The 21,743-nt window shown below is 71.5% G+C and carries 21 protein-coding genes; 18 read left to right on the plus strand and 3 right to left on the minus strand.

Going from position 1 to position 21,743, the window contains the following annotated elements:
* Positions 1-14: 14 nt before the first annotated feature.
* The 14 genes from ACFXKG_RS19775 to ACFXKG_RS19840 all read left to right on the plus strand — a co-directional run bounded on the left by ACFXKG_RS19775 (position 15) and on the right by ACFXKG_RS19840 (position 14,468).
* Complete coding sequence (locus ACFXKG_RS19775; RefSeq protein WP_384840299.1) at positions 15-587, plus strand: dTDP-4-dehydrorhamnose 3,5-epimerase family protein; 573 nt, start codon at positions 15-17, stop codon at positions 585-587.
* A gap of 118 nt (positions 588-705) precedes the next feature.
* Positions 706-1,773, plus strand: a complete 1,068-nt coding sequence (locus ACFXKG_RS19780; RefSeq protein WP_384840302.1) for a glucose-1-phosphate thymidylyltransferase — start codon at positions 706-708, stop codon at positions 1,771-1,773.
* Entirely contained in the window at positions 1,770-2,756 is a 987-nt protein-coding gene (rfbB, locus tag ACFXKG_RS19785; protein WP_384840305.1) for a dTDP-glucose 4,6-dehydratase, read from the plus strand. Before ACFXKG_RS19780 ends, rfbB begins: the two co-directional genes overlap by 4 nt.
* Positions 2,743-3,741: an NAD-dependent epimerase/dehydratase family protein gene (locus ACFXKG_RS19790; RefSeq protein WP_384840308.1), complete on the plus strand. Its 999-nt coding sequence runs from the start codon at positions 2,743-2,745 to the stop codon at positions 3,739-3,741. The genes rfbB and ACFXKG_RS19790 overlap by 14 nt, the downstream gene beginning before the upstream one ends.
* 2 nt (positions 3,742-3,743) lie before the next feature.
* Complete coding sequence (gene rfbH, locus ACFXKG_RS19795) at positions 3,744-5,066, plus strand: lipopolysaccharide biosynthesis protein RfbH (protein ID WP_384840311.1); 1,323 nt, start codon at positions 3,744-3,746, stop codon at positions 5,064-5,066.
* Between the two features lie 43 nt (positions 5,067-5,109).
* Positions 5,110-5,853, plus strand: coding sequence for an NAD-dependent epimerase/dehydratase family protein (locus tag ACFXKG_RS19800; RefSeq protein WP_384840314.1), 744 nt, complete (start codon positions 5,110-5,112; stop codon positions 5,851-5,853).
* Between the two features lie 43 nt (positions 5,854-5,896).
* A complete protein-coding gene (locus ACFXKG_RS19805; protein ID WP_384840317.1) occupies positions 5,897-7,306 on the plus strand; it encodes an NDP-hexose 2,3-dehydratase family protein in 1,410 nt (469 codons plus the stop codon).
* Positions 7,303-8,289 carry a Gfo/Idh/MocA family protein gene (locus tag ACFXKG_RS19810; protein WP_384840320.1) on the plus strand — a complete coding sequence of 329 codons (987 nt, stop codon included), beginning with the start codon at positions 7,303-7,305 and terminating at the stop codon, positions 8,287-8,289. Before ACFXKG_RS19805 ends, ACFXKG_RS19810 begins: the two co-directional genes overlap by 4 nt.
* Positions 8,290-8,357: 68 nt before the next feature.
* A complete protein-coding gene (locus tag ACFXKG_RS19815) occupies positions 8,358-9,539 on the plus strand; it encodes a macrolide family glycosyltransferase (RefSeq protein ID WP_384840323.1) in 1,182 nt (393 codons plus the stop codon).
* Between the two features lie 293 nt (positions 9,540-9,832).
* Positions 9,833-10,906 (plus strand): alpha/beta fold hydrolase, encoded by a 1,074-nt coding sequence (locus ACFXKG_RS19820; protein ID WP_384840326.1) that lies wholly within the window; start codon positions 9,833-9,835, stop codon positions 10,904-10,906.
* Between the two features lie 163 nt (positions 10,907-11,069).
* Positions 11,070-12,296 (plus strand): cytochrome P450, encoded by a 1,227-nt coding sequence (locus ACFXKG_RS19825; protein WP_384840329.1) that lies wholly within the window; start codon positions 11,070-11,072, stop codon positions 12,294-12,296.
* Positions 12,297-12,371: 75 nt separating this feature from the next.
* A complete protein-coding gene (locus ACFXKG_RS19830; RefSeq protein WP_384840332.1) occupies positions 12,372-13,592 on the plus strand; it encodes a cytochrome P450 in 1,221 nt (406 codons plus the stop codon).
* A gap of 2 nt (positions 13,593-13,594) precedes the next feature.
* The gene (locus ACFXKG_RS19835; RefSeq protein WP_384840335.1) at positions 13,595-14,245 is read left to right on the plus strand and encodes a TetR/AcrR family transcriptional regulator; all 651 of its coding nucleotides are present in this window, start codon (positions 13,595-13,597) and stop codon (positions 14,243-14,245) included.
* Between the two features lie 22 nt (positions 14,246-14,267).
* Positions 14,268-14,468, plus strand: a complete 201-nt coding sequence (locus tag ACFXKG_RS19840; RefSeq protein WP_384840338.1) for a ferredoxin — start codon at positions 14,268-14,270, stop codon at positions 14,466-14,468.
* Between the two features lie 210 nt (positions 14,469-14,678).
* Here the strand turns inward: ACFXKG_RS19840 and ACFXKG_RS19845 are convergent, their stop codons facing one another.
* A complete protein-coding gene (locus ACFXKG_RS19845) occupies positions 14,679-15,443 on the minus strand; it encodes an SDR family NAD(P)-dependent oxidoreductase (RefSeq protein ID WP_384840341.1) in 765 nt (254 codons plus the stop codon).
* 92 nt (positions 15,444-15,535) lie between these two features.
* On the opposite strand from ACFXKG_RS19845, the gene ACFXKG_RS19850 reads away from it, so the two are divergent.
* The 4 genes from ACFXKG_RS19850 (at position 15,536) to ACFXKG_RS19865 (ending at position 18,711) form a co-directional block, all read left to right on the plus strand.
* Positions 15,536-16,045, plus strand: coding sequence for a MarR family winged helix-turn-helix transcriptional regulator (locus tag ACFXKG_RS19850; RefSeq protein ID WP_384840344.1), 510 nt, complete (start codon positions 15,536-15,538; stop codon positions 16,043-16,045).
* The gene (locus ACFXKG_RS19855) at positions 16,042-16,722 is read left to right on the plus strand and encodes a response regulator transcription factor (protein ID WP_384840347.1); all 681 of its coding nucleotides are present in this window, start codon (positions 16,042-16,044) and stop codon (positions 16,720-16,722) included. The genes ACFXKG_RS19850 and ACFXKG_RS19855 overlap by 4 nt, the downstream gene beginning before the upstream one ends.
* A gap of 166 nt (positions 16,723-16,888) precedes the next feature.
* Positions 16,889-18,067, plus strand: a complete 1,179-nt coding sequence (locus tag ACFXKG_RS19860; protein ID WP_384840350.1) for an NAD(P)/FAD-dependent oxidoreductase — start codon at positions 16,889-16,891, stop codon at positions 18,065-18,067.
* 164 nt (positions 18,068-18,231) lie between these two features.
* A complete protein-coding gene (locus ACFXKG_RS19865) occupies positions 18,232-18,711 on the plus strand; it encodes a hypothetical protein (protein WP_384840353.1) in 480 nt (159 codons plus the stop codon).
* Positions 18,712-18,744: 33 nt separating this feature from the next.
* Here the strand turns inward: ACFXKG_RS19865 and ACFXKG_RS19870 are convergent, their stop codons facing one another.
* Together ACFXKG_RS19870 and ACFXKG_RS19875 are read right to left on the minus strand one after the other, a co-directional pair.
* Positions 18,745-19,569 carry a pectate lyase gene (locus ACFXKG_RS19870; RefSeq protein ID WP_384840356.1) on the minus strand — a complete coding sequence of 275 codons (825 nt, stop codon included), beginning with the start codon at positions 19,567-19,569 and terminating at the stop codon, positions 18,745-18,747.
* A gap of 87 nt (positions 19,570-19,656) precedes the next feature.
* Positions 19,657-21,450 carry a rhamnogalacturonan lyase gene (locus tag ACFXKG_RS19875; protein WP_384840698.1) on the minus strand — a complete coding sequence of 598 codons (1,794 nt, stop codon included), beginning with the start codon at positions 21,448-21,450 and terminating at the stop codon, positions 19,657-19,659.
* Positions 21,451-21,743: the final 293 nt, after the last annotated feature.

Genomic DNA, 21,743 nt, shown 5'->3' on the forward strand with positions numbered 1-21,743 from the left:
AGGGTGAGCGAGTCGTGCGCATCGAGGAAACCACCATCCCCGGCACGTTTCTGATCGAGCCGGACCAACTCTCCGACGACCGGGGGGTGTTCTACGAGTCGATGCGGACCGACGAACTGGAGCGGTCCGCGGGGATCACCTTCCGACCCCGTCAGATCAACTACTCGGTCTCCAGACGCCACACCCTGCGCGGCATCCACAGCGTGAGCATCCCCCCGGGGCAGGCCAAGTTCGTCACCTGCGTCCGGGGCGTGCTGCGCGACATCGTCGTCGACCTCAGGGTCGGCTCGCCCACCTTCGGCAGGCACCAGGTCAACGAACTGGACGCCGCCTCGGGCCGGTCCGTGTACGTCCCCGAAGGCGTCGGCCACGGATTCCTGGCACTCACCGACGACAGCTGCATCTGCTACGTCGTCTCCAGCACATACGTCCCCGGCACACAGATCGACATCAACCCGCTCGACCCCGACCTGGACCTGCCCTGGAACTGCGCCGGGGCACCACTGATCTCGGACAAGGACGCACAGGCGCCCTCCCTGGCCGAGGCCCTGGCAGCGGGCACGCTGCCCGACTTCCACGCCGCCTGACGCGGCGACATCTCCGTCCCGCCACCCGCCGGCACGCCGAAACGGCACGTCCGAGCGGCCGCGCACATCGCGCACCGGACCCGAAGAGGCATCACCACATGATTCGAGAGGACCTGCCATGAAGGCTCTGGTGTTGGCCGGCGGATCGGGCACCCGTCTACGGCCCTTCAGCTACTCGATGCCCAAACAGCTCATCCCCATCGCGAACACACCGGTCCTGGAATACGTCCTGGGGAACATCCTGGACCTGGGCGTCACCGAGATCGGGGTCGTCGTCGGCGACCGCGCCCCCGAGATCCACCAGGCCCTCGGGGACGGATCGCGGTTCGGGGCACGGCTGACCTACATCCGGCAGGAGGCCCCGCTCGGCCTCGCCCACACCGTCGCCATCGCCCGGGACTTCCTCGGTGACGACGACTTCGTGATGTACCTCGGCGACAACATGCTGCCCGAGGGGATCGCCGGCATCGCCGAGGAGTTCGCCGCACACCGCCCGGCCGCCCATGTCGTCGTCCACAAGGTCCCGGACCCGCGGGCCTTCGGCGTGGCCGAACTGGGCCCCGACGGCACCGTGCTGCGCCTGGTGGAGAAGCCGCGGCAGCCGCGCAGTGACCTGGCCCTGATCGGCGTGTACTTCTTCACCCCCGCCATCCACGAGGCGGTCCGGGCCATCGAGCCCAGCGCCCGCGGCGAACTGGAGATCACCGACGCGATCCAGTGGCTGGTGTCGGCGGGCGCGGAGGTACGGGCCGGCCAGTACGAGGGCTACTGGAAGGACACCGGGAACGTCGAGGACGTCCTGGAGTGCAACCAGCGCATCCTGGAGGGCCTGCGGCCCTCCGTGGCCGGTGAGGTCGACGGCGCCAGCGTGCTGGCGGGACCGGTCGTCGTGGAAGAGGGGGCGCGCGTCGTGCGCTCCCGCATCGAGGGGCCGGCGATCATCGGCGCCGGCACGGTCGTGGAGGACAGCCACATCGGCCCGCACACGTCCATCGGACGCGGCTGCGTGGTCACCGGAAGCCGGCTGGAGTACTCCATCGCGCTGGACGGGGCGTCCGTCACCGGCGTCCAGGGCCTGCGCAGCTCCCTCATCGGCCGCTCCGCCTCCGTCGGCACCACGCTGGAGAGCACGGACCGCTACCGCCTGGTCGTCGGAGACCACACCCGAGTGGAAGTCGCGGCATGAGGATCCTCGTCACCGGAGCGGCCGGTTTCATCGGCTCCCACTTCGTCCGCAACCTCCTCGCGAACACCTACGCGGGGTGGGAGGACGCCGGGGTCACCGCCCTGGACAAGCTGACCTACGCGGGCAACCGCGACAACCTGCCGGCCTCGCACCCGCGCCTGGAGTTCGTCCGCGGCGACATCTGCGACCCGGGCCTGCTGCGCGAACTGCTGCCCGGACACGACGCCGTGGTGCACTTCGCCGCCGAGTCCCACGTGGACCGCTCACTCCAGGGCGCGGGGGAGTTCTTCCGCACCAACGTCCTGGGCACCCAGACACTGCTCGACGCCGTGCTGGACAGCGGTGTCGAGCGGGTCGTGCACGTCTCCACCGACGAGGTGTACGGCTCGATCGACGAGGGTTCCTGGACCGAGGACCTGCCGCTGCTGCCCAACACCCCCTACGCGGCCTCCAAGGCCTGCTCCGACCTGGTCGCCCGCACCTACTGGCGCACCCACGGGGTGGACCTCTCCGTCACGCGCTGCTCCAACAACTACGGGCCGTACCAGCACCCCGAGAAGCTCATCCCGCGCTTCGTCACCAACCTGCTGCAGGGCCGGCAGGTGCCGCTGTACGGCGACGGACGCAACGTCCGCGAATGGCTGCACGTGGACGACCACTGCCGGGGCATCCACCTCGTGCTCCAGGGCGGCCGGGCCGGTGAGATCTACAACATCGGCGGCGGCAACGAGCGGACCAACCGCGCCATCACCGAGCGGCTCCTCGAACTGACCGGCTCGGGACCGGAGATGATCCGCCCCGTCGCCGACCGCAAGGCGCACGACCTGCGGTACTCCATCGACGAGTCCAAGATCCGCGACGAGCTGGGCTATGCGCCGCTGACCGGATTCGAGGAGGGCCTGGCCGCCACGGTGGCCTGGTACCGCGACCACACCGACTGGTGGAAGACCGTCCTGTACGAGGCCGGACATGACGGCGGCTGACACCGGCGGAGCCGCCGGGCTCCGCGTCGTGGTGCTCGGCGGCACCGGCTACCTGGGCCGCCGCCTCGGCGAGGCGTTCACCGCCGACGGCGCCCTGGTGCACCTGGTGTCCCGGAGCCCGGCGCCGGGCGGCCCGGCGGACCCGCGTACCGTCCGCATGGACCTGCTGGCGGCGGGCCCGCGGGAACTCACCGGGTTCTTCGGCTCGGTGCGGCCCGACGTGGTGGTCAACGCGGCCGGCCGGGTCTGGCGGTCCGGCGAGGCCGAGATGGCCGCGGGCAACGCGGACCTGGTCGCCCGGGTCACGGAGTCACTCGCCGGCCTGCCCCGCCCGCCGCGCTTCATCCAGCTCGGCACCGTCCACGAGTACGGCGCCGGCACACCGGGGGCCGGCACCGCCGAGGAGCAGGAGCCCGCCCCCGTCACCCCGTACGGGCGCACCAAACTCCTCGGCACCCGGATCGTGCTGCGGGCCGCGGCGGAACACGGCCTGGACGGTGTGGTGCTCCGCCTCGCCAATGTGATCGGCGCCGGGGTGCCCGCCGGCAGCCTCTTCGGCACGGTCGCCGCGCACCTCGGCGCCGCCGCCCGCGCCCGGTCGTTGGGCGGGACACCGGACGAGCTGAGGCTGCCGCCGCTGCGCGCCCACCGCGACATCGTGGACGCGCGCGACGCCGTCGACGCCGTACGGGCCGCCGCCGTCGCACCGGCGGCCGACCTCGGCGGCCAGGTGATCAACATCGGCCGCGGCGAGGCCGTCCCGATGCGTGCGCTGATCCACCGCATGGTCGAACTCAGCGGTGTGGACCTCCCGGTCACCGAGGCCGACGCCGGCCGGCCCGCGCGCACGGACGCGGAGTGGCTGCAACTGGACGTGTCCCGGGCGCTGCGGCTCCTGCGCTGGCAGCCGCGGCACACCCTCGACGACTCGCTGCGCGACCTGCTCGCGGCCGCGGTACCGACGCCAGCCAACGAAAAGGAATGACGATGAGCGATACCGCCGTAACCGCCGACAACAAAGAGCGGGTACTCGACGAGGTCCGCAGATACCACCGGGAGACCGCGCCCGACCGGGAGTTCGTGCCCGGTGTGACCGAGATCTGGCCGTCCGGGGCGGTCCTCGACGAAGCGGACCGGGTCGCGATCGTCGAGGCCGCGCTGACCCTGCGCATCGCCGCCGGGCCCAGCTCCAGGAAGTTCGAGTCGGCCTTCGCCAAGCGCCTCAAGCGGCGCAAGGCCCATCTGACCAACTCCGGATCGTCGGCGAACCTCCTCGCCGTCTCGGCCCTCACCTCCCACCAGCTCGGCGACCGACGGCTGAAGCCGGGCGACGAGGTGATCACCGTCGCGGCGGGGTTCCCCACCACCGTCAACCCGATCCTGCAGAACGGGCTCCTGCCGGTCTTCGTCGACGTGGACCTGACCACGTACAACACCACGGCCGACCGGGTGGCGGCGGCCATCGGCCCCAAGACCCGGGCGATCATCATCGCCCACGCGCTCGGCAACCCCTTCGAGGTCGCCGAGGTCGCCCAACTCGCCGAGGAGCACGGCCTCTTCCTCATCGAGGACAACTGCGACGCGGTCGGCTCCACCTACGACGGCCGGATCACCGGCACCTTCGGCGCCCTCACCACGGTCAGCTTCTACCCCGCGCACCACCTCACCATGGGCGAGGGCGGCTGCGTCCTCACCTCCGACCTCGGCCTGGCCCGCATCGTGGAGTCACTGCGCGACTGGGGGCGGGACTGCTGGTGCGAACCCGGCAAGAACAACACCTGCTTCAAGCGGTTCGAGTACCAGATGGGCAACCTGCCCGCCGGATACGACCACAAGTACATCTTCTCCCACGTCGGTTACAACCTGAAGGGAACCGACATCCAGGCCGCGCTGGGCCTCACCCAGCTCGACCGGCTCGACGGCTTCATCGAGGCGCGGCGGCGCAACTGGCGCCGGCTGCGCGAGGGGCTGGACGGCGTTCCGGGCCTGCTGCTCCCCGAGCCCACCCCGCGCTCCGAGCCCAGCTGGTTCGGTTTCGTCATCACCGTCGACCCCGAGGCCCGCTTCACCCGCGCCGAACTCGTCGCCCACCTGGAGGAGCGGAAGATCGGCACCCGGCGGCTGTTCGCCGGCAACCTCACCCGCCAGCCGGCCTACATCGGCCAGCCCCATCGCGTCGTCGGCGACCTCACCAACAGCGACATCATCACCGAGCACACCTTCTGGGTCGGCGTCTACCCGGGTCTCACCGACGAAATGCTCGACTACGTGACCGCCACGATCAAGGAGTTCGTGGCCCAGCGCGGCTGAGCCCGGACCCATCGCCTCCCACCCAGAGATCAGGAAGACGACGATGGAGATAGTGGGAACCGGATTCCTGGCGCGCTGTCTGCGTCCGCTGGCAGGCCGGCATCCGGACACCGTGGCCCTCGCCGCGGGGGAATCCAGAACGAGCGGCGCCTCCGACGCGGACTTCGCGCGGGAGGCCGCACTGCTCCGCGATGTCACCAAGCGGTGCGCGGCCGACGGGCAGCGGCTGCTGTTCTTCTCCACGGCCGCGACCGGACTGTACGGGCGCGCCGAAGGGCCGGGCAGCGAGGACGTCCCGGTGATCCCCTGCACCCCCTACGGCGCACACAAACTCGCCCTGGAGGAGCAGCTGCGCGACTCCGGGGCCGACCACCTCATCCTCCGGCTCGCGCACCTGGTGGGACCGTACGGGCGGTACCACCAGCTCGTCCCCACGCTCGTACGGCAGATACGCGAGGGCGTGGTCACCCTGCACCGGGGCGCCACCCGTGACCTGATCCGCGTCGGCGACGCGATCACCGTCATCGACCGGCTGCTCGCCACGGGCGCGCGGGCCGACACGGTCAACGTGGCCTCCGGATTCGCCGTCCCGGTGGAAGACATCGTCGGCCATCTCGCCGGCGCGCTGGGGCTGGAACCGCGCACGGAGTACGTGGCCACGGGCGTCCCGTACACCATCTCCACCCGGAAGCTCCGCGCCCTCGTCCCCCACGTGGCCGACATGGGCTTCGGCCCCGACTACTACCAGCTGGTCCTCAACCACTTCCTCGCGGCCGAACATGCCTGACCCGGCCGCGTACGCGTCACGAGAAAGGCGGGGAGTCCCTCCGATGCCGTCCCCACTCATCCAGACAGCTGAGAACCAGACAGCCGGGCACCCGAGCCTGCCCGCCCGTATCGCCCGGTCGGCCGCCGCCCGGGGCGCGCACCTGCGTACCGAGGACTTCGACGACTGGCTGGCCGAACGCGGCAGGGCCAACGCCTTCCGGGTGGAGCGGATACCGTTCGCGGAGCTGGACGGCTGGTCGTTCGAGGAGTCCACCGGGAACCTGGTGCACCGCAGCGGCCGGTTCTTCACCGTCGAGGGCCTGCACATCACGGAGGACGCCCAGCCGCACGGCGACGGCCCCTACGCCGACTGGTACCAGCCCATCATCAAACAGCCCGAGGTGGGCATCCTCGGCATCCTCGTCAAGGAGTTCGACGGGGTGCTGCACTTCCTGATGCAGGCGAAGATGGAGCCGGGCAACCCGAACCTCCTCCAGCTCTCGCCCACGGTCCAGGCGACCCGCAGCAACTACACCAAGGCCCACCAGGGCGCGGACGTCAAGTACCTCGAATACTTCGTCGGGCCGCAGCGCGGCCGGATCATCGCGGACGTGCTCCAGTCCGAGCACGGCTCGTGGTTCTACCGCAAGTCCAACCGCAACATGGTCGTGGAGGCGGTGGGCGACGTCCCGCTGCTGGACGACTTCTGCTGGCTCACCCTCGGACAGATCCACGCACTGCTGCGCCGGGACAACGTGGTCAACATGGACTCCCGTACGGTGCTGTCCTGCCTGCCCTTCGAGGACACCTCGCACGGCGCGCTCCACTCCGACATCGAACTGCTCTCCTGGATCACCGGAGAGCGCACCCGCCACTCCGTACGGACCGAACGCGTCCCCCTGGACTCCATCCCCGGCTGGAAGCGCGGCGAGAGCGCGATCGAGCACGAGGAAGGCCGCTACTTCAACGTCGTGGCCGTGTCCGTACAGGCCGGAAACCGCGAGGTGACGGGGTGGACCCAGCCCCTCTTCGAGCCGGTCGGCCTGGGTGTCACCGCCTTCCTCACCCGCGAGTTCGGCGGCGTCCCGCACGTGCTGGTGCACGCCCGGGTCGAGGCGGGCTTCCTCGACACCGTCGAGCTGGGACCGACCGTGCAGTGCACCCCCGACAACTACGCCCACCTGCCCGAGCGGGAACGCCCCCGGTTCCTGGACACCGTGCTGCGGGCCGGCGCGGACCGCATCCGGTACGAAGTCGTGCACTCCGAGGAGGGCGGGCGCTTCCTCAACGCCGAGAGCCGCTTCCTCATCGTCGACGCGGACGAGGCCGACGCCCCGCTCGACCCGCCGCCCGGCTACGCCTGGGTCACCCGCGAGCAGCTCACCTTCCTGGTCCGGCACGGCCACTACCTCAACGTCCAGGCCCGCACCATGCTCGCCTGCCTCCACGCGACGGCGCTGAGCCCCCGGTGACCGGCCCCCTGCGGGTGGGGGTGCTCGGATGCGCGGGCATCGCGGTGCGCCGCATGCTTCCCGCCTTCGCGGCCTGCCCCGGCATCGAGATCGCGGCCGTGGCCAGCCGGGACCCGGCCAAGGCGCGGCAGGTCGCGGAGCGCTTCGGCTGCCGTCCCGTGCACGGATACGACGCGCTCCTCGAACGCGACGACATCCAGGCCGTCTACATACCGCTGCCCGCGGCGCTGCACGCCCGGTGGACGGAGGCGGCACTGGACACGGGCCGGCACGTCCTCGCCGAGAAGCCCCTGACCACGGACCGCCACCGCACGGCGGAACTGCTCGAACTCGCCCGCGCCCGCGGCCTGGTGCTCATGGAGAACGTCATGTTCGTCCATCACCACCGGCACCGGGCCGTGCGGGACCTGATCGCCGACGGGGCGATCGGCGAACTCCGTGGATTCCAGGCAGTGTTCACCATCCCGCCGCTGCCGGACGGTGACATCCGGTACGACCCCGGACTCGGCGGCGGAGCACTGGCGGATGTCGGGGTCTACCCCCTGCGGGCCGCACTGCACTTCCTCGGCCCCGGGCTCGACGTCGTCGGCGCCCGCCTCGACCGGGGCCCGGGACGGCGCGTCGAGACCTCCGGCGCCGCGCTGCTGAGCACTCCCGGCGCCGTCACCGCCCAGATCACCTTCGGCATGGAGCACGCCTACCGCTCCTCGTACGAACTGTGGGGCAGCGAGGGCGGCATCACCGTCGACCGGGCCTTCACCCCGCCCGCCGACCACGCCCCCGTCATCGGCCTGCACCGCGGCGGGAAGACCGAGGAGATCCGGCTCGCACCGCACGACCAGGTGGCCGCCACCGTCGCCGCCTTCGCGGCCGCGGTACGCGCCGGAACCCTCCCGGACACCCACACCACCCTGCGGCAGGCGGAACTCCTCGACGAGACACACCGCTCCGCCTCGCGCGGAGCACCCGTCACCACTGGATGAGCGGCCGCCGACCGGGCCCTCGGCGACGACCGCCGAAGGACACCGCCGGCGCATGAAAGGAGACACCCGTGCAACGCCACATCGCTTTCTTCAACTTTCCGGCCGTAGGCCATGTCAATCCCACGATCGGCGTGGTCGAGGAACTGGTGAAGCGGGGCCACCGCGTCACCTGCACCGTGACCGACCACTTCGCCCCCATCGTGAAGGCCGCCGGCGCCGAACCGGTCCGGTACGACTCGGTCTTCGGCGACTTCTACCGCGTCCCGCTCACCCCCGAGGAGAACGCGGGCGAGGGGCTGCGGTGCCTGGACGAGGCGCTCTCCCTCGTGGAGCAGGTCGGGCCGTTCTACGAGGAGAACCGGCCCGATGTGATCGTCCACGACTTCATGGCGTGGGGCGCGCGGTTCTTCGCCGCCGGGAACGACATTCCGCTGATCCGGACCTATCCGGTGTTCGGGGCGAACGAACACTTCTCGATCCGCGAGAAGTTCCCGGTGGCGGAGCTGACCGACCCGCGCATGATGGAGGCGGTGCAGAAACTCGCGGGCGTGCTGCCGCAGTTCGGTCTGCCCGCCGACCCGATGGGCTTCATCGCGGAGATCGGGAAGCTCGGCATCATCTTCCTCCCGCGCGACTTCCAGTACGCCGGCGAGACCTTCGACGAACGGTTCGTCTTCACCGGCCCCTGCATCGCCGAACGCCCCTACCAGGGCACCTGGGAGCCGGCCTCGGCGGACCGGCCCGTGCTGCTGATCTCGCTCGGCACCTCGGCCAGGAACTGGCCGGAGTTCTTCACCATGGCCATCGAGGCCTTCGGCGACTCCGAGTGGGACGTGCTCATCACCGTCGGCGACCACACGGACCCGGCCGGCCTCGGACCGCTGCCCGCGAACGTCGACGTACGACGGTGGGCGCCGCAGCTCGACGTGCTCCGCCACGCCCGGCTGTTCATCCAGCACGGCGGCATGAACAGCATCATGGAGTCGCTGAACAACGGCGTGCCCATGGTGGCCGTGCCGCAGACCAACGAGCAGCGGGCGAACGCCCTGCGCGTGGAAGAGCTGGGCCTCGGCCGGGTCCTCGCCAAGGAGGACGTCACGGTGGAGAGCCTGCGCGAGACCGCCGCCCAGGTCACGGGCGACGCGTCCCTGACCGGACGGGTGCGGGCCATGGGGGAGCGCATGCGGTCCGTCAACGGCCCGGCCGTCGGGGCCGACGCCGTCGAGTCGTACCTGGCCCGGCTGAGCTGAACCCGAGCACCGCCGCCGCGCCGCGGATCCGTGTCGCGGGCGGGCCCCCCACCGGTGTCGCACGGCCCCGGCGCCCTCCCGGCGCGGACCCACGGGCCGTGCGACATCGGCCGTGCGACATCGGCCGTGCGACACATCGGCCGTGCGACACATCGGCCGTGCGACACACCGGCCGTGCGAGACCTGCCGTACGGCACCGGCCGACACCGGCTGTCCCGGCCGGGACTTCCGCGACACGCTCTGGCGCCCTCCCGACGGCGCCACCCACCGAACGGGACAGTGACCCGAGAACCATGGACCACCTCGAAGAACTCAAGGAGTTCGCCCGCCTGCACGCCCGGGGCCAGGGCATGACGGCCGAGCACGCCACGCGGGTCCTCGCCCGGATCACCAACGACACCACGGGGGACCCGGATTCCTGGGCCGCGGTGTGGACCGCCGAGGGCCGGGCCGCCGCCGACCGCGGCGACCTCCTCGACGCGTGCCGGCACTACGCGCTCGCCCGTTTCCCGTACCACGGCGACGCCGGCCGACTGGGCGCCCAGCGGCTCTGCGTCGACACCTTCGACCGGTGGCGCCGTGACCGGGGCGGTGTCGAGCGCCTGGAGTTCACCCACATCGACGGCACTGGCGGCACCGTCGCCTGCTGGGCCGCCGGGCTCGACCGGGACCGCCCGCTGCTGGTCGTCATGGGCGGCATCGTCAGCGTCAAGGAACAGTGGGCGCCGCTCCTGCCCCTGTTGAGCCGACTCGGCTTCGCCGCCGTCGTCACCGAACTGCCGGGCGTCGGCGAGAACACCGTCCCCTACGGCCCGGACTCCTGGCGCACCCTCGGCTTCCTGCTCGACCGGCTCGCCGGCCGTGCCCGGGTCTCCGACACCTCGATGCTCGCCCTCAGCTTCAGCGGCCATCTCGCCCTGCGCGCCGCCGCCGAGGACCCGCGGATCCGCCGCGTCCTCACCGTGGGCGCACCCGTCGCCGGCTTCTTCACCGACGAGACCTGGTGGCCCCGGGTGCCCGGCATCACGGCCGACACCCTGCGCCGCCTCACCGGCGCCGAGGACCTCGACGCACTCCGGCGGCTGCTGCCGGGATTCGCCCTCACACCGGAGCAGCTCCGGCAGGTGCGGATCCCCGTCCGGTACGTCGCCAGCGGCCGCGACGAGATCATCCCGGCCACGGAGCAGGCGCTGCTGCGCAGGACGCTCGACGACATCCGGTTCAGGACATTCGACGACGTGCACGGATCGCCCGTCCATCTCGGCGCGATGCGGCGCTGGCTCTTCTCCCAGCTGCTGTGGCTGCGCCTCGCGCGCCGCCGCCCCCGGCCGGCCTCCCCCACGTCACCCGGCGCGCGCCCCTCCTGAGCGAGCCCGGGAGCGGGAAGAGGGGGAGTCCACGGGGGTGGCCGGTTCGGGCGGCCGGCGCGCGCCTTTTTAAGTCACATGCTTGACTTAGATTACGGGGTGAGATTGCCTGACCGCACCGGAAGGACCAGTTCCGAGCGCAGTCGAGGGAGTTGAGCGAGCGATGGCCGGCACACTGAACGCCGCGGACCCGCACCACGCCGCCGTACCGGGGTTTCCGATGGAACGGGCGGCGCGCTGCCCGTTCGACCCGCCCCCCGGGCTGCGGGACAAACAACAGGAAGGGCCGCTCGCGAAGGTGCGGCTGTGGGACGGCAGCACGCCGTGGCTGGTGACCCGTTACGCGGACCAGCGCACCCTGCTCGGTGACCCGCGGCTCAGCTCCGACATCACCCGGCCCGGCTATCCGAGCGACGTGCCGGTCTCCGGCGCGGGGTCCATCGGGTTCATCCTGATGGACGACCCCGAGCACTCACGGCTGCGGCGGATGGTGACGGCGCCGTTCGCCGTCCGGCGGGTGGAGGCGATGCGACCGGCCGTACAGAAGATCACCGACCAGCTGATCGACGCCATGCTGGCCGGCCCCGTACCGGTCGACCTCGTCCAGGCGTTCGCGCTGCCGCTGCCCTCGCTGGTCATCTCGGAACTGCTCGGAGTGCCCTACGGGGACCACGAGTTCTTCCAGGAGAACAGCAAGACCCTCATCAACCGCGCGGCGGCCCCGGAGGAGCGGGCCGCCGCCTCGGCGGCGCTGGCCGGCTATCTCGACGAGCTGATGGGCGAGAAGATCGCCCGCCCCGCCGACGACCTGCTCTCCGGGCTGGTCGCACGGATCGAGGCCGGTGAGCTGACCCGCTCCGAGGCGGCCCAGATGGGCGTCCTCCTGCTGCTGGCCGGGCACGAGACCACCGCGAACATGATCGCGCTCGGCACGCTCGCCCTGCTGGAGAACCCGGACCAGCTCGCCCTGCTCCGGGACACGGACGACCCGGCGCTGGTCGCCTCGGCGGTGGACGAGCTGCTGCGCTACCTCAACATCACGCACAACGGGCGCCGCCGGGTGGCCCTGGCGGACATCGAGATCGCCGGGGAGGTGATCCGCGCGGGCGAGGGGATCATCGTGCCCAACGACATCGGCAACCGGGACCCCGCCATGTTCGAGGACCCCGACCGGCTCGACATCCGCCGCGACGCCCGCCGCCACCTGGCCTTCGGCTTCGGCGTCCACCAGTGCCTGGGCCAGACGCTGGCCCGGATGGAACTCCAGGTCGCGTACAGCACCCTCTACCGGCGCGTTCCCGGGCTGCGGCAGGCCGCCCCGATGGAGGAGATCCCGTTCAAGCACGACGGGTCCGTCTACGGCGTGTACGAGCTGCCGGTGGCCTGGTGACCGCCTCTCAGGACTCCAGCGCTCTCCGCTCGACCGCTCTTCCCCCGACCGTTCTTCCCTGACCGAGGAGACACGATGAGCCGCAACGACGACGAGCAGGTCCTCACCTACCCCATCCCCAACGACGCGCCCCTGGAGCCGCCCGCCGAGTGGGCGCGGCTCCGGCAGCAGTGCCCGGTCGCCAGGGTGAAGCTGCCCAGCGGCGACGAGGCGTCGGTCGTGACGCGGTACGACGACGTCAAGCAGGTGCTGTCCGACCCCCGGTTCCCGCGCAGGCTCGACGCCGCCGACGCGGCCCGGATCTCCGCCACCACATCGGGCGGGCTCTTCAACAGCTCGATGTCGGCATCGGTCCCGGACACCGGTGAGGAGCATCAGCAGTGGCGGCGGCTGGTCGGGAAGTGGTTCACGGCCAAGCGCATGGCCTCGCTCCGCCCCGGCATCGAGGCGATGGCCGACCGGCTCATCGACGAGATGGTGGCGAGCGGCCAGCCGGCCGACCTCAAGGCCGCACTCGGCTTCCCGCTGCCGGTGTGGGTGATCTGCGATCTGCTCGGGGTGCCCGAGTCGGACCGGGAGGAGTTCTCCCACTGGTCCGACTCGCTGCTCAACCTCACCCGCTACACGGAGGAGGAGGTCGAGGCGGCGCACCGCGCGTTCACCGACTACATGGCCGTACACATCGACGCCAAACGGGCCGCACCGACCGACGACCTGCTCAGCGAGCTGATCGTGGCCACCGGCGCCGACGGCTACCGGATGTCCGACGCGGAACTGGTCGCCACCGGGCGCGGGCTGCTGCTCGCCGGCCATGAGACGACGGCCAACCAGATCGGCAAGATGGCCGCCATGCTGCTCGGCGACCGGCGGCTCTGGGAGCAGCTGCTCGCCGACCGGTCGCTGGTGCGCTCCGCGGTGGAGGAGGCGCTGCGGCTGGACGCCAGCGGGGGGCTCGGCCTGCCGCGGTACATTACCGAGGACACCGAGGTCGGCGGGGCGCTGGTGCCGCGCGGCACCACCATGATGTGCAACATGAGCGCGGCCAACCGGGACGAGCGGGTCTTCGAGAACCCGGGGGAGATGGAGCTCGGCCGCACCCCCAACGTCCATCTGGCGTTCGGCACCGGGGCGCACTCGTGCCTGGGACAGGCGCTGGCCCGCACCGAGCTGCAGGCCGTACTGGACGTGCTGCTGCGCCGGCTGCCCACGCTGCGCCTCGCTGTCACCGTGGAAGAACTCCCCAAGCTCGAAGGCCTGATGGTCGGAGGGCTGCGTGAAGTACCGGTGAGATGGTGAACATGGCAGGCAGGACCGTACGGGCCGAACAGGTCAGCGCGACACGGGAGTCGATACTGACCGCCGCGGAGCGGCTGTTCGCCGAGCGCGGCGTGTACGCGGTCTCCAACCGGCAGGTCAGCGAGGCCGCGGGACAGGGGAACAACGCCGCGGTCGGCTACCACTTCGGGACCAAGGCGGACCTGGTGCGGGCGATCGCCCGCAAACACGCCGCGCAGATCGAACGGATCAGGGCGGAGCGGCTGGCCGGCGCCGGTGACTCCACCGATGTACGGGTCTGGGTGACCTGCCTGGTCTACCCGCTGACGGAGCATCTGGAGGCGCTGGGCAGCCCCACCTGGTACGCGCGGTTCTGCGCACAGGCGATGACCGACCCGGCGCTGCGCGCCACCATGATCGAGGAGTCGATGACGTCCCCCGCGCTCCGGGGGATCGTGGAGGGCCTGAACCGTACGCTGCCCGATCTGCCGGCCGAGGTGCACGCGGAGCGCGGACTGATGGCACGCCACCTGATGGTGCACATGTGCGCGGAGCGGGAGCGCGCGCTGGCCGAGGGCGCGGGCACGGTCCACTCCTGCTGGCACGACGCGGCCACCGGCATGGTGGACGCCCTCGTAGGAATGTGGCTGGCCCCCACGACCCATCGCCCGTGAACAGGACGAGAGAGGAACGACCGTGAAAGTCACCGTCGACCAGGACAAGTGCTGCGGCGCCGGCACCTGCGTACTGCTGGAGCCCGCGGTCTTCGACCAGCGGGACGAGGACGGGATCGTGGTGCTCCTCGACCCCGGCCCGGACGAGAAGCTGTGGCCGACCGTCCGGGAAGCCGCCACCGTCTGCCCGGCCGCCGCGATCTCGGTGACCGAGGACGAGTGAGCCGAGGACGAGTGAGCCGGGGACGAGTGAGCCGAGGAGACTGAGCCGGGGAGATTGAGCAGGGGAGACCGCGCGCGGTTGAGCCCGGTCGCATGATCGCGCTCCGCCCGCGGCGGAGAGGCCAGGGGCGGAGACGTTCGACGCGGAACGTCTCCGCCCCGGTGGCTTCCGCCGGGAAGAGCCGGGCGGGAAGGACCGGGCGGGACGGGCTCAGACGGCCGACCAGCCGTTGTCCACCGGCAGTACGGCGCCGTTGATGTTGCTCGCCGCGTCCGAGGCGAGGAAGACGATCGCCGCGGCCTGCTCCTCGGGCGCGGACACCTTGCCCACCAGGCCGAGGTAGGGGCCGAGCGTGGCGGGACCCTCGGCGTCGGGCCTGGCGTCGACCCGCATGTGGGTCGCGGTGCCGCCGGGCGCGACCGCGTTGGTACGGACCCCCCGCGTCCGGTACATCACGGCGAGCGACTTCGTCAGCCCGACCACGCCGTGCTTGGCCGCGGTGTACGCGGCGCCGCCCGCGCTGCCGCGCAGAGCGGACTCCGACGCGGTGAAGACGATCGCGCCGTTGCCCGTGGCCAGCAGGTGCGGCAGGGCGGCGCGGGTCAGCACGAACGGCGCCGTCAGATTGATCCCGATGACCCGTTCCCACTCGGCGTCGTCGGTCTCGCCCAGCGCCGACATGCGGTCCATGACACCGGCGTTGTTCACCAGGACGTCCAGCCCGCCGAAGCTCTCCACGGCCGCGGCGACGACCTGCTCCGCCACGGCCCGGTCGCTCAGGTCGCCGACGACCGCGCGGGCCGTGCCGCCCGCCTCCGCTATCGCGGCGACGGTGCCGTCGGCGCCCTCCTGGTTCAGGTCGGCGACCAGGACCCGGGCTCCCTCCCGGGCGAAGTGGAGGGCCGCGGCGCGGCCGATCCCCGATCCCGCGCCGGTGACGACGACACTGCGTCCTTCAAGGCCCGTGCTGCTCATGGTGTGCCTGCTTTCCTCTGACCCGGTTCGTTGCGTCAGGCAAGCACGTTTGAGTTACTTGAGTCAAGCAAGCAGATGATAAAGTGATGCACATGCCCACACCGCCGCACACCACCGTCCCCGTCTCCCCCGACATCATCGAGATCGAGCGCGCCCTCACCCACATCTCGTACCTGACCAACCGGGTCCGGCAGCACGAGCGCCTCATGGCGCTGGCCGGTGTCTCGCTGGACCGTGCCGCCGTCGCCATCCTGCGGGCGATGGCCGACTCCGACGCCCTGCGCCCCGGCGAGCTGGCGGTCCGCCTCGGCGTCGAGGCGTCGCACATCACCCGCCAGGTGCAGCAGCTGCAGAAGTCCGGTTACGTGACCCGCGTCCCGGACCCCGACGACCGCCGGGCCCAGCGCGTCCAGCTCACGCCGGTCGGCCGCGACGCCATCGACCGGATCCGCGACGCGAGCCGCCGGGGCATGGAGATGGCCCTGGGGGACTGGTCGCCGCAGGACCTCCACCAGCTCGCCACCCTCTTCCATCGGATGGTCGACAACTTCCTCAGCCATTCCGTCGAGGACGACGACGCCGGGTCCCCGGGCACCGCGTGAGCGCCCGCGGGAACGGGCGGCGGGTCCTGATCGTCGGGGACGATCCCGCAACGGTGGAACTGCTCACCACCACCCTGGGGCTCGCCGGCTACCGGACCGGAACGGCGAGCACCGGACGGGAGGCGCTGTCGCGGCTCGTGGAGCAGCCGGCCGACCTGGTCGTCCTCGACATGACCATGCCCGGGATGAAGCGGTTCGCCAAATTTCCCCGGTTGTCCGTCGCCGACCGGCCGCCGCTGCTCTTCCTCGCCGCCCTGGACTCCCTCGAATCCCTGGCCGCCGGACTCGTCACGGGCAGCGCCGACTACGTGACCAAACCGTTCCGCATCGCCGAGGTCCTCGCCCGGGCCGAGACGCTGCTGCGCACCCGGAGCGCCGAGGGGCGGACCGGGACGCCGCGCTACGACGACCTCACCCTGGACGACGCCACCTGCCGGGCCCGGCGCGGCCGGCGCACGCTCGATCTCACCCCCGCCGAATACCGGCTCCTGCGCCACCTGCTCGTCAACGCGGAACAGGTCCTCTCGAAGGAACAGATCTGCCGGCACGTATGGGGCGAGGGCCGCGCCGACAACGCGATCGAGAAGCTGGTCTCCCGGCTGCGGCGCAAGGTCGACCAGGAGGGCCCGCCCCTGATCCACACCCGTAAGGGCTTCGGCTACTGGCTGGGCCACTGACGGTCACGGCACCGCACCCCTGTCACTCCTGTGACCTGCCTCACGTCAGCTTCCCGTCAGGTAACCGACCGGAAGGCGTCAGCCCGTTCCGGTTCCATGGAGACCCACCCCTCCGCCCCGCGCGGAGCGACCCCCGCCCACCGAGGACAGAGACAGAGTCGGAGACATGACACAGAGCACGCGGATCGTGGTCGTCGGCGGCTCGGCGGCCGGACTCGCCGCCGTCGAGACGCTGCGCCGGGAGGGGTACGCGGGGATGCTCACCCTGGTCGGCGACGAGCGGCACGCCCCGTACGACCGGCCGCCGCTCTCCAAGCAGATCCTCGCCGGGGAGTGGGACAGGGCGAGACTGGCGCTGCGCTCCCCGGACGACCTGGAGGCGCTCGGCCTCGACCTGCGTCTCGGGGTCGCCGCGACCGGACTGGACCCCGAGGACCGTACGGTGACGCTGGCCGACGGCGAGTCGCTGCCGTACGACGGACTGATCGTGGCCACCGGCGTACGGCCGCGCACCCTGCCCGGCGCGGGCGCGCATGTGCTGCGCACCCTCGACGACGCCCTCGCGCTGCGGGACCGGCTCGGCCCGGGGCGGCATCTGGTCGTGGTGGGCGCCGGGTTCCTCGGTGCGGAGGCCGCCGCCGTGGCCCGTGGGCTCGGTGCGCGGGTCACCCTGCTGGAACCGGCCCCGGTGCCGCTGGCCCACGCGGTCGGCGAGGAGGTCGGCCGCGTCCTGTCCGGGGCCCACCTCGACCACGGCGTGGAGCTGCGCACCGGCGTGAGCGTCACCGAGGTGACGGGCGACGGCGTACGGCTCGCCGACGGCGGCGTCGTCGACGCCGACGAGGTGCTGATGGCCGTCGGCTCCCTGCCCAACACCGAGTGGCTGACCGGCAGCGGGCTGACCCTCGACAACGGCCTGGTCTGCGACGAGTTCAGCGCCGCCGCCCCCGGTGTGTACGGCGCCGGGGACGTGGCCCGCTGGCACAACCCGCTGTTCGGAGTCGACATGCGGATCGAGCACCGTACCAACGCCGCCGAACAGGGCATGGCAGCCGCCCGCAACCTGCTCCGCCCGGACGCGCGCAAGCCGTTCGCGCCGGTCCCGTACTTCTGGTCGGACCAGTACGACATGAAGATCCAGGCGTACGGATACCTGCGCGGCCACGAGGAGGTCGCCGTCGTCGCGGGCGACCTCGGCGAGCGCCGCTGCGTGGTCGCCTACCGCGCCGGCGACCGCCTCGCCGGAGTCCTCGCGGTCGGGATGCCGCCGAAGGCGATCCGCCCCTGGCGGCAGGCCGTCGCGACCCGCACCACGTGGCGGGAGGCCATCGGCGGAGCCGCGTGACGCGGCCCGGCTCAGCACGCGGCCCGGCTCAGCCGCGGGAATGCGTCGCGCCGGCGTTGAACACGCGCGCCGCCGCGTACGTATACGTGGGCGTGATACGCCTTCTCGCACACCGGCGGCACAGGCCGCGACGCCCGGGACCCCGTTCTGCGACAGCGGGGCTGATGGCCGTGGGGGTGCTGTTCCTCGCCGGGTGCGGGGGCGGCGACACGGACCAGGACAAGGACTCGGCGAAGCCGGAGCGGCGCGCCGGCGCCGCCGCGCCCTCCGTCGAGCCGGTGAAGGCCGCGAAACCGGCCACGGTGGAGCAGCTCGCCGAGGCCGTCGGCTGTGAGGCCCAGATCAGGATGAAGGTGCAGGACTACCGGCAAGGGGTCTGCAAGAAGGGCGAGCTCCCGTACACGCTCATCACCTTCACCACGGAACAGAACCAGCGGGACTGGGTCGACTACGCGAAGATGTACGGCGGTTGGTACCTGGTCGGCAACCGGTGGGCGATCGGCACGAACAAGGGGCCGAACCTGGAGGCCGTTCAGGGCGAGCTCGGCGGCACGGTCGAGGAGGGCAAGGGGTACGCCTCCTCCGGCACCGGTAACGGTACGGGTACCGGAACCAGCACCGGAGAAGACGTCTACGGGCCCTGACGGGACCACGGGCGCTGAAGTGCCGCCCCGGGCTTATCGGTACGTGAGGTCCGACGCGGAGTACTTGCAGTAGGTGCTGTCCGGGCCCGTGCCGTTCTTCGTGGGCTCGGCGCCCGTGTTGTTGCCGATGTACTTCTGGCACGGCACGATCTTCTTGCTGCTGTCCCCGACGATGGTGATGCCGCGCAGGGTCAGCGAGTCACCGTAGTTGGTGTTGATCCCGCCGATGACCCCGCCGGGCGCGGTGATCTCCGTGTTGGTGACGTTGATCGTGCGCTTGTACTGGGAGGAGCAGTTCCCGCAGGAGCGGACGAACGTCTTGAAGTCCTGCCCCGCGAAGTTGGAGATGTTCAGCGTGCCGCCGCCGTTGAACTGGAAGATCTTGTCCGCGGCCTTGCGGGCGCCGCCGCCGACGACGTTGAACGTCTTGCCGGTGCCCCGGAAGGTGGCCGCGTCCTCGCCGACATCCTCCCACCAGACGTTCTGCAGCGTGCAGCTGCCGGAGCAGTGGATGCCGTCGGCGGCCGGGGCGCCGAGGATGACGTTCTTCAGCGTCGCGCCGTCGGCGAGCTTGAACAGCGGGTCCTGGTCCTCGTTCTGGCCGCCGGTGCCGAGGTCGCCGGTGCCGTAGTAGCGCTTCATGCCGCCGTCGACGGTGCCGCTGACCGGCTTGGTCGCGCCCACGCCTTCGCTGCCGTTGGCCGACGGCCAGGTGGCGGCCATCGCGGAGGGCAGGGTCAGTCCGGAGGTGAGCGCGCCGACGGTGAGGGCGACGGCGCCGAGGCCGCCGGCGACGAACCGGCGCCTCCTGGTACCGGACCTGGTACTGAGCTGCTTGCCGTGCTGCTGGTCACTCATGGTGAGACGGCTCCTTCGGTGGGGGTGTGGGTGTGGGGGTGGGTGTCACGGGGTGGGTGTCATGGCGTGGGTGCCGTGGCGTGGGTTTCACGGGGTGGTGATGACCGGGCGCGGTGGCGTCGGCATGTTGTTGCCGATGAAGAAGCCGGGGTGCGGCGGCTGGTTGTACGCCGTGTTCTGCCAGGCCAGTGCCGTCCGGTAGGTCCGGTCGTGGAGCAGGGTGGTGATCTTCCGGTCGGTCAGGTGCGGTGTGGAGTAGATGCGCAGCGCCGTGTTGTCGGCGGTGGGCCAGATGACCTCCTCGCGCCAGTCGCCGAGGATGTCGCCGGAGAGCGAAGGGGTCGCCTTCGTACCGTTGTTGGAGTGCACGCCGGAGGCCGTCAGCAGCCGGGTGTCGCCCGACGTGCCGTACTTGTCGATGCGTGTCCCGTCGAGCAGTTCGCGCACCGGGTCGCCGTCCCACCAGGCCAGGAAGTTGGTCGAGGACGGCTTGCGGCCCAGGGCGGCGCCGCTCGTGGAGCGCAGCGAGCCGTCGGCCGACGACCAGGACTCGGCGCCGGGGCTGCCCGCCCAGATGTCGCCGGAGACGCCGCGGCCGTTGTCGCCGGAGGCCGGGGTCGACCACAGGACCTGCCCGGTCCTGGCGTCCGCGAAGTACGACGACGGCTTCGATCCGTCCTCGTCCACCTTGAAGTACTCCAGCCCCGGCCGGGACGGGTCGAGGTCGCCGAGGTGGGCCGCGTCGCCGTGGCCGTTCTTGTTCGTCCACAGCCCCGCGCCGTTGTCGTCGACGGCCATCGAGCCGTAGACGATCTCGTCGCGGCCGTCGCCGTCCACGTCACCGATGGTCAGGGCGTGGTTGCCCTGGCCGTCGTACCCCTTGCCGGTGTTGGTGGAGCTGTTGGTGTCGAACGTCCACTTGCGGGTGAGCTGTCCGCCGGTGAAGTTCCAGGCGCTGATGACCGTACGGGTGTAGTAGCCGCGGGCCATGATCAGGGAGGGCGTGGCCCCGTCCAGATAGGCGGTGCCGGCCAGGAAGCGGTCCACGCGGTTGCCGTACGAGTCGCCCCACGAGGAGACGGTGCCGCGCGGCGGCACGTAGTCGACGGTCGAACGCGCGGCGCCGGTCTGTCCGTTGAACACGGTCAGGTACTCGGGCCCGGTCAGGACGTAGCCGGAGGAGTTGCGGTAATCGGCCGAGGCGGTGCCGATGACCTTGCCCGTGCCGTCGACCGTGCCGTCGGCGGTCTTCATGGCGACCTCGGCCTTGCCGTCGCCGTCGTAGTCGAAGACCTGGAACTGGGTGTAGTGCGCGCCGGAGCGGATGTTGCGGCCGAGGTCGATCCGCCACAGCCGCTGCCCCTGGAGGGTGTAGCCGTCGACGACGGTGTTGCCGGTGACCCCGGACTGCGAGTTGTCCTTGGCGTTGGTGGGCTGCCACTTCAGGACGATGTCGAGGTCGCCGTCGCCGTCGAGGTCGCCCACGGAGGCGTCGTTCGCCTCGTATGTGTAGTCGGAGCCGCCCGGCGGCACCGAGATGGGTACGTCGAGATAGCCCGGCCGGAACTGGACGGCGCTGGGCGAGGCGGCCTGTTCCGTGCCGTTCACGACGGCCCGCACGGTGTAGTCGGCCGAGTTGGGCGCGTCCTTGTGCAGGTAGTTCGTGGTGGTGATGGGCTCGGTGTTGACCTTGAGCGAGCCGCGGTAGAGGTTGAACGTGACGTTGTCGGCGTCGGTCGCCAGCCAGCGCCAGCTCACCAGGTTGTCGTTGCCGGTGTGCACGCTCACCAGGCCGCGGTCGAGCCGCTCCATGCGTGCGGCGGCGAGCTGGGCCTGGGGCGGCGCGTCGGCGGCCTGCGCGGGGCTCGCCACGGGGGACATGAGGGCGGCGACGACCGCGCCGGCCGGAGCGAGCACGCCGAGCAGGTGCAGGCCGCGGGCGCGCGGGTGGGAACTGCCCGGGGGTGGGGGTCTGAACCGCACGGAATCCTCCAGAGGGGGTGGGGGGTTGGGGCCCCTGTGCTCTCCGGTCGCCGCCCGTGCGGGAAAGGTTGCCGGCTCGGGTCGGGAAAGTTTCGGCGGGGAGACCGGCCGGGGGGGGGGGGGCCGCCCCCCGCCCCCCCCCCCCCAACCGGCCCCCCCGGGAGGCGCCGGAGCCCACCCCCCGCAAGACA

This window comes from Streptomyces sp. NPDC059255 (assembly GCF_042752355.1).
In the GTDB taxonomy this organism is placed as follows: Bacteria; Actinomycetota; Actinomycetes; order Streptomycetales; family Streptomycetaceae; genus Streptomyces.